The sequence below is a fragment of the bacterium genome (assembly GCA_040756715.1).
GTDB lineage: Bacteria > UBA9089 > UBA9088 > UBA9088 > UBA9088 > JBFLYE01.
Map to the genome: position 1 here is coordinate 1 of JBFLYE010000206.1, position 7,870 is coordinate 7,870.

Here is a 7,870-nt window from a genome sequence, read left to right on the forward strand (position 1 = left end):
ATCAATATTTATTGAGCCAGATGAGCCAGGGGCTAGGCAGGGAAGGAGAAAGCTCTTGGTTGTGCCATCAGGCAGAATGTCCTCAATAACCCCATCATTAAGCTCTGTTTGTCCTGTGTTTTGGTATGTGAGGGTATAGGTTATGGTGGATAGGGTATATGCCTCATCTGGTCCATCTTTCTTTAGGCTTATGGTTGGGATACCAATGAGCTTAAAGGTTGTGGTGACAAAGTTTCCATAAGAATCTGTTGCAGTAATTATCTTTGTACAGGAGGGCTGGGTGTCTACAATAAAGGTGGTGGAAAATGAGCCATATTCATTAGAAGTTGTGGTTGTAATTGTCCAATGTGTGCCGAAGGAGATAGAGATTACACTTTCTGTGGCAAAACCAAAACCTTCAATAATAACTTGTGTGCCAACATTACCAGAAGATGGGACAACAATAATTTCTCTTTGACCTATCCAGGGTTTATAATCTACCCCGTCAGATACTTTATCTCCTTGTCCAGAAACATTTGTGGTTGGATGATATGGCCCAGATTCATGTCCCCACCAATTGTAAATAGCAGAGATTGTCCCTGAAGAGCCATCGTGATAGACACCATAGCCTTTGGTATTATCGCCATTTTTGTTGCTATAGAGGTTGTTGTAATGTATCACTGGATTGGAAGATGAACAAGAATATATTCCACAGCCATTGCCAGGAGAACCCCAAGGACCACGTCCCCATGTTACTCCTCCTCCTTGACCTCCTTGATTATTCAATATTGTGTTTTGTTGGATTGTAATATTTATTGAATTATAAAGATATATTCCACAACCTATACCACCTGGACAACCAAGTTGACCAGAATATCCACCACTGATTGAATATCCATTCTCACCTATTCCTCCAGCAATAATGTTACTTCTTATAATAAAATTCTGGCAGTTGATTAAGACAACCCTCCCTAAGTTAGTTGATCCAGAGCCAGCAAGGGTTAAAGTTTGACTTTCAACAACAATCCCCAAGGTTCCATAGTAATAATGAATTGATTCACCATTATATGTGTTATTTGGTGAAATAGTATTGTTGTAACTATCTGAACTAATGTGGATACCATATCCATTACCAGGGGGCAGCAGGTGGAACAAGCCAACCTCCCGGATCTCCTTCACCACCTTGACTGTTTAATATAGTATTTCCAAATATATTATTATTTATTGAATTATTGCAAAGATATATTCCACAGCCTATACCTCCACGACCAGGTGCGACATACCACCAGCCCGCAGCATAATGTCCACCTTTTCCACCTATATTATCTGAAATAGTATTATTTGATACAGTATTTGTGCTTGAATTGTGAAGATAAACCCCAACTCCTGGTTTTTCCCGTTTGAGCATCACCTGGTCCAATATCACCTTTATTATTATGGATATAATTATGAGTGACCACAATTTCTGATGTATTCTCCAGAAATATTGCTTGTTCTGCAAACATAATTTCAGTACGTGTTTAGCTAAAGCTAAACAATTGCAAATTGTAGATTGCAAATTGTAAAATGAAAGAGAAATGTTAAATTTTGATGGAGATTTTTTAATAACGAATGAAACGAATAACAACTAATCACACGAATATTCGCCTAATTCGCTATCATTCGAGCAATTCGTTTTTATAAACAAAGCGTTTCTGGCTCTTTAATGAGGAAGCTTAAACACATATTAAGGAGCTAAACACATACAACTTTTAATGTTCCAATGCAGTAGATACATTTTATGAAGATTTAGTGGCCTGACTATATTATGACCATTTATGCAAAGAACTATAAAGGTCAAGGTAACCGTTCAGGTCTGAACACTTACGAAATAAGAGAGCTAATCCTCTCTTTAAATGCATTTTCTTCATTTTCAACCTCTTTCTTTGCACCTTTAATCACCTCTCTTGCCTCATCAAGGCAAAGATTGCCACATCCTCCGATAGACTTCCTTTCCTTTATTAAAGAATAGGGGTCAAGGGGAGGAAGGTTTCCTATATTTTCTCCTATTTTTCTATATGCATCCCTGAATGGGAGGTTTTCTTCTTGAACCATCTTTATTGCATAATCTGTGGCAAATATCTCTGGGCTAAATCCCTTTAATAGGGCTGCTTTATTTACCTTAAGGTTTTTTATAATGGTAATTGCCGCATCAATTATGGAAGAGGCCAAATCGCAAGCCTTGAAAAATGGCCTTTTTGTCTCTTGAAAATCCTGGTTATATCCTGAGGGAAGGCTGTTTATAATGGATAATATCTGGAATAAATATGAGATAAATGTATTTGACCTTGCCCTGATCATCTCTAATACAGAGGGGTTTTTCTTCTGTGGCATTAGGGAAGAGCCAAGCAAAAATTTATCTTCCAGGCTAAAATAGCCAAATTCAGGAAGCAAAAAGAGCATTAAATCAGTAGAGAATTTAGAAAGGTCAAGGATTGTCCAAAGAAATGAGAATAAAATATAAGATTCTATCTTTCCCCTGCTATTGTTGACATAAAGAACATTTTTCTGCAATCTTTCAAATCCAAGGATTTCCCTGACAAATTCCCTGTCTATAGGAAGGGATGTTCCATAGCTACTACCTGCGCCCAGCACAGATTGATCATTCATCTTATAGCTAGATGAGATAATGGAAATCCCATCCAATATGCTTTCTAAAAATGAACCCAGCCACAGGGAAACCGATGATGGCATTGCCTTTTGTAAATGTGTCCTTCCAGGCATTGGGATAAATTCATTTTCCTTTGCAAGATTTAAGAAGGATAAAGCAAGCTCAATATGCTTTTTCTTTTGAAGGAGCAAGAAATCCTTTGAATAAAGCCTTATAGCCAGAATTACCTGCTCATTCCTTGAGCGTCCTGTATGTATTTTTTTCCCTAAATCCCCTAATTTCTCGGTAAGGTAATTCTCTATCTTTGTATGGACATCCTCATCAGGTCTTTCAATGATAAATTTTCCACAATTATCAAGCTCAATGATTTCAAGAGCGCATTTTTTTATCTTTTCTTCCTCATCTTTTTTAAGGATTCCAATCTTCTGTAAGGATTTTATGTGGCCAATTGAGCCCAAACAATCCCATTTAACAAGCCTTTGGTCTAATAAATAATCATCAGAGACAACAAAATCTTCTATTGTCTTATCTATTTCCTGCCCTTTTTCCCAAAGCCTCATCGTTTAAAAATGTGTTTGGCTATAACATCAAGATTGCAAGGAAGGCTTTGGGATATATTTGCTGTTTTCATCACCAATTCCGGGTCTTTTAATCCATGACCTGTCAATATGCAACAAGCTATTTTCCCCTTCTTTAAGTAGCCCATTTTTGAAAGCTTAAGCAAGCCTGCAATGGATGCCGCAGATGCTGGCTCTACAAATATGCCCTCTTTTGCAATAAGCTTATAGGCATCAAGAATTTCATCATCAGATACCTTCTCTATTATCCCTTGTGATTCGCTTATCGCCTCTTTTGCTTGTTTCCAGGAAGCAGGGTTTCCTATTCTAATTGCTGTGGCAATGGTCTTTGGCTCTTTTATAATTCTATTCTCTACAATAGGTGCTGCACCTTCTGCCTGAAATCCACACATCACAGGAAGGCTTTTTATTTTTCCGCAAAATTTATATTCCTTATATCCCTTCCAATAGGCAGTAATATTTCCTGCATTTCCCACCGGGATAATGTTGTAATCGGGTGCTTTTCCTAATCTATCGCATATCTCAAAGCTGGCTGTTTTCTGGCCTTCTATCCTATTTGGGTTTATTGAATTAACCAGGCAAATTGGATATTTTTTGCTTATTTCTTTAACCAACTCTAATGCATCATCAAAGTTTCCTTGAACAGGAATAACATTTGCTCCGTGAATTAAAGCCTGGACAAGCTTTCCAAGGGCAATCCTTCCCTCTGGAATTATAACCACACATTTTATCCCTCCCTTTGCTGAGTAAGCGGAAGCAGAGGCAGATGTATTTCCGGTTGAGGCACAGATAACCGCCTTTGCACCCTCCTCAATTGCCTTTGAGATAGCCACAGTCATCCCCCTATCCTTAAATGAGCCGGTTGGGTTTAGGCCTTCATATTTAAGATAGACAGAGAGACCTGTTGTTTTAGATAGCCTTTCTGAGAAGATAAGGGGCGTATTCCCCTCTAAAAGGGTTATGACAGGCGTTTTCTCTGATACAGGCAAAAAATCCCTGTATCTTTCAATTACCCCTTTATAGTCTGGAGTCTGGAGTCTTCTGTCTGGAGTCGGAAATTGGAATTTAGTATTTAAGATTTTGTTCTCTGACTCCTGACTCCTGACCTCTGACTCCTGACTCTTCATCCTGCTTTAATTCCAAAGAACAAAGGCCCCTTTGTGATTATCCTCTTGTTATTTGAGGTAATGTAATCCATAATCTCTTTTGGTATGGAAAGGTTTATATCTGATGGATGCTCGGCAATTTTAAATTTCACATCTAGCTCTGTTTTTCCCTCCCTGAATTCCCTCTCCATTCTTGCCACAAAGCCATCGGTTATTAGCTTTAAAAAGACAAGGCCTGTGTTTATCCCATTTTTATAAACCTCCTCAACTCCCTTTAAAACACCCTCCTTTGGAAGTCCAAAGATTTCACCATTATAGACCCAGATTTCATTAAAGCCTGCATATGAAACAAGAGGTTTTTCCGAATCCCAATTATAGGCTGATATTTCTATATCCCTTCCCAAAAACCTTCCGCTATAACACAAAATTTCAATTGGCCCTAATTTATCCTTTGCTTCCTGTATCTTTTTAAAGATAATGGATGAAATTTGTGCTCCATAGCTTGGGCTTTGTTCGCAGCCTAATTTTTCTGCAATTTCTTTGTCGGTAAAGATAGGTTTATAAAATTGAAAGAAAAGGAGCCTTCTTAAATCCTGTTCATTGTTCAATATCCCAGCCAGCCTCTCAACCCCAAAGCCAAGGTTAAAAATAGGGTATTCTATTCCATAGTTTGCCAGGGATTCCTTTGAATAAAACCCAAGGTTTGCAACCTCAATTCCTTCAGCAAAAACCTCTGTATCTGTCCTTTCCTCATAATAATTAGATGTTACCGCCTTTGTTTTAAATTCAATATTTTTAAAACCTATTTCCTCAAGAATTTGTGCACAAAGCCTCTTTCCTTTCTCTAAATCAAAGCCTTTTTCAATAACCACACAGGATGATGATGTGCTTTCAAACAAATGGCTTTCGTCCTGTCTTTGCTCCCTTCTAAACCTTAAACCTTGTGAGAATAGTTTAATGGGAAGGGGCTTTGTTTTTATAAGATGGCTTAATGTTGGATACCAGGCTGATGTCATATGAGACCTTAATGTCTTTTTGTAGGAAATAGGGTATAAATTTTTAAGCTCAAAAAATACCTCCTCCACCAGCCTTATTCCATCTTTTTTTGTTATATCAAGCCTTTTTACCAATTCCTCAATAAAATCATCCCCTTCAATATTTCCCTCTTTGTATTCACGAAGAAATCCCTTAATCTCATCCCATTTTGAAAAATCGGGGATTATTTGCCTTACCCTGCCTTCTTTTTCCTTTGAAATACCAAGCTCTGGTCTATCTAGTCCTGCAATATAAAATACCCTATCGAGGATTAAAGGTGCCTCTTTTCCATATTGAAGAAAGACATCCTTCTCATCAACTATTACCGGATTGATTACCTCATCAAAGGAAAGATTAAGAAATATCTCCCTTAATTTAGCACATAGGCTATTAACAGGATGCTCTTTTCCTCGCATTTTAAGGTTTTTAAACTTTTTTAAAATTTACAATTTCAAATTGGGCCCTCTAGGACTCTCCCCAAGAATTTTCTAAGGGGAAAAACTCGCACTTGCTCGTTTTTCGCCCTAACAAAATTCTTTGGGTCGGCCCTCACTTCGTTCGGGCTTCGAGTCCTTTTCCCCTTAATGGGCCCTGCAGGACTCGAACCTGCGACCCTCTGATTATGAGTCAGATGCTCTAACCAACTGAGCTAAGGGCCCTTCTATCTTTTCTATAAGAATTGAGGTGTATTTTTGCCTATGGCCTTGTTTTTTGTGATAACCCTTTCTTGGGATATGCTTCATTATAGTAATCTTTTTTGCCTTTTTCTCTCCCAAAACCCTTGCTTTTACTTTAAAAGAAGAAAGATTATCAAGGATAAGATTATTCTCATCCCTTACCATTAGAAGATGGGAAAATTCAATCTCACTCTCCTTTGGCTTATCCAAAAGGTCAATATCTATAACCTCTCCCTCCTTTGCCACATATTGTTTTTTTCCTATCTCAAAAACCGCATACATCTTTTCCTCCCTATATTTTTATAAAATCTTTACCTTTTTTATTCCGCATTCCGCAATCCGCATTCCGCATTTCCTTATACCAGCCCCTTCATCTTAAGCCTCATATCATTTGGACTGTCAGAATAGCGAAGGGCATCCTCCTGGGTTATCTTTCCTTGATTATAAAGGTCATATATTGCCTGGTCAAAGGATTGACAACCCTCATTCCTTCCTCCCTCAATGGCTGACTTAAGCTCACCTCCTATCTGACCCCTTCTGATAAGCTCCTTTATCCTTGGGGTGCAAAGCATAATCTCAATTGCGGCAACCCTTTTTTTATCAATCCCAGGGATAAGCCTCTGGGAGATTACCGCCTTAAGATTCAATGATAAGGCAAGGAATATCTGAGGATGCATCTCATCAGGAAAGAAATTTATTATCCTTTCCATTGTCTGATTGGCATTGGTTGAATGCAGGGTTGATAAAACAAGGTGGCCTGTCTCTGCATAGTAAAGGGATGAAGATACAGTTTCAAGATCCCTCATCTCGCCGATAAGAATGACCTCGGGTGCCTGACGCAATGCATTCTTTAAGGCAGATGAAAAGGAATGTGTATCTATGCCAACCTCCCTCTGGCTTACCACCCCTTTTTTATCCATATGGACAAACTCTATGGGGTCTTCAATGGTGATAATATGTCCTGTCCTATTCTCATTCCTGTAGTCAATTAGTGCGGCTAGGGTGGTTGATTTTCCAGAGCCGGTTGCTCCGGTAACCAAAACAAGACCCCTTGGTGTTAAGGCAATCTCCTTAAAAATAGAGGGTAGATTAAGGTCTTCTAAGGTTGCAATCTGAAGCTTTATCTGGCGAAAGACAATAGCAACCGATTCCCTTTGTCTATAGACATTTACCCTAAACCTTACCCCAGGAAGGTGATAAGCACAGTTAAGCTCTTTCTCCCTTTCAAATTCCTTCTTTTGCTCATCGGTCATAATGGAATAAGCAAGCCGCTCTGTATCCTCAGGGGTTAATTTTTCCATCTTTGCCGGAAGGGTGGCTCCTTCTATCTTATACATTGGAGGAGAACCTGTTTTAATGTATAGGTCGGATGCATTTGTTTCTACCATTTTTTCAAGCATCTGGTCAATACTCATTGTAATCATAGCAAAAATATAATTTATTTCTGTAGCATAAGTCAAGTTTTTGTGCTTGAAACCAAATTCTTGTTAAGTATATAATATTTCAAAATGGAGCTTATCATCATTGGTTCTGGTCCAGCAGGATTATCAGCAGGGCTTTATGGAAAAAGGCTGGGCATTTCCTGCTTGATTATAGAAGGAAAAAACCCCTCCCTTGCAACCCTTACAGAAAAGCTAGAAAATATCCCAGGAGTTCCAAAAATCTCAGGGTTTGATTTTATAAATAACCTTAAGGAGCAAGTGAAATCATTTGGTGTCTCTATTATTCCTTCTGATTGCAAAGGAATTATAGAAAAAGATGGTCTATTTGAGGTTCATTGTGATGACAAATTTTACACAGCCCAGAGCATAATTATTGCAACGGGTGCATCTCTTAAAAGGCTAA

Annotated in this window: 8 protein-coding genes and 1 tRNA gene; 1 reads left to right on the forward strand and 8 read right to left on the reverse strand. The window is 38.4% G+C overall.

What is annotated here, in order from left to right:
- The 8 genes from AB1397_07925 to AB1397_07960 form a co-directional block, all read right to left on the reverse strand.
- Positions 1–1,134 (reverse strand): hypothetical protein (locus AB1397_07925; GenBank protein MEW6482899.1); only part of this gene is annotated, 1,134 nt, incomplete at its 3' end.
- Positions 1,109–1,441, reverse strand: a complete 333-nt coding sequence (locus AB1397_07930; protein ID MEW6482900.1) for a DUF1565 domain-containing protein — start codon at positions 1,439–1,441, stop codon at positions 1,109–1,111. The genes AB1397_07930 and AB1397_07925, both read right to left, overlap by 26 nt.
- Before the next feature lie 401 nt (positions 1,442–1,842).
- Positions 1,843–3,189: an argininosuccinate lyase gene (argH, locus tag AB1397_07935; protein MEW6482901.1), complete on the reverse strand. Its 1,347-nt coding sequence runs from the start codon at positions 3,187–3,189 to the stop codon at positions 1,843–1,845.
- Positions 3,186–4,334 (reverse strand): threonine synthase, encoded by a 1,149-nt coding sequence (thrC, locus tag AB1397_07940; GenBank protein MEW6482902.1) that lies wholly within the window; start codon positions 4,332–4,334, stop codon positions 3,186–3,188. Before thrC ends, argH begins: the two co-directional genes overlap by 4 nt.
- Positions 4,331–5,764, reverse strand: coding sequence for an O-phosphoserine--tRNA ligase (gene sepS / locus AB1397_07945; protein MEW6482903.1), 1,434 nt, complete (start codon positions 5,762–5,764; stop codon positions 4,331–4,333). Before sepS ends, thrC begins: the two co-directional genes overlap by 4 nt.
- A 169-nt stretch (positions 5,765–5,933) precedes the next feature.
- Positions 5,934–6,007: transfer RNA gene (locus AB1397_07950), tRNA-Ile, on the reverse strand.
- On the reverse strand, positions 5,969–6,307 hold the full coding sequence (gene rplU / locus AB1397_07955; protein ID MEW6482904.1) for a 50S ribosomal protein L21: 339 nt from the start codon (positions 6,305–6,307) through the stop codon (positions 5,969–5,971). The genes AB1397_07950 and rplU overlap by 39 nt, the downstream gene beginning before the upstream one ends.
- Positions 6,308–6,381: 74 nt before the next feature.
- Positions 6,382–7,449: a PilT/PilU family type 4a pilus ATPase gene (locus AB1397_07960; protein MEW6482905.1), complete on the reverse strand. Its 1,068-nt coding sequence runs from the start codon at positions 7,447–7,449 to the stop codon at positions 6,382–6,384.
- An 84-nt stretch (positions 7,450–7,533) separates the two neighbouring features.
- Here AB1397_07960 and AB1397_07965 point away from each other — a divergent pair.
- The coding region (locus AB1397_07965; protein ID MEW6482906.1) for an FAD-dependent oxidoreductase at positions 7,534–7,870 on the forward strand (337 nt) is incomplete at its 3' end.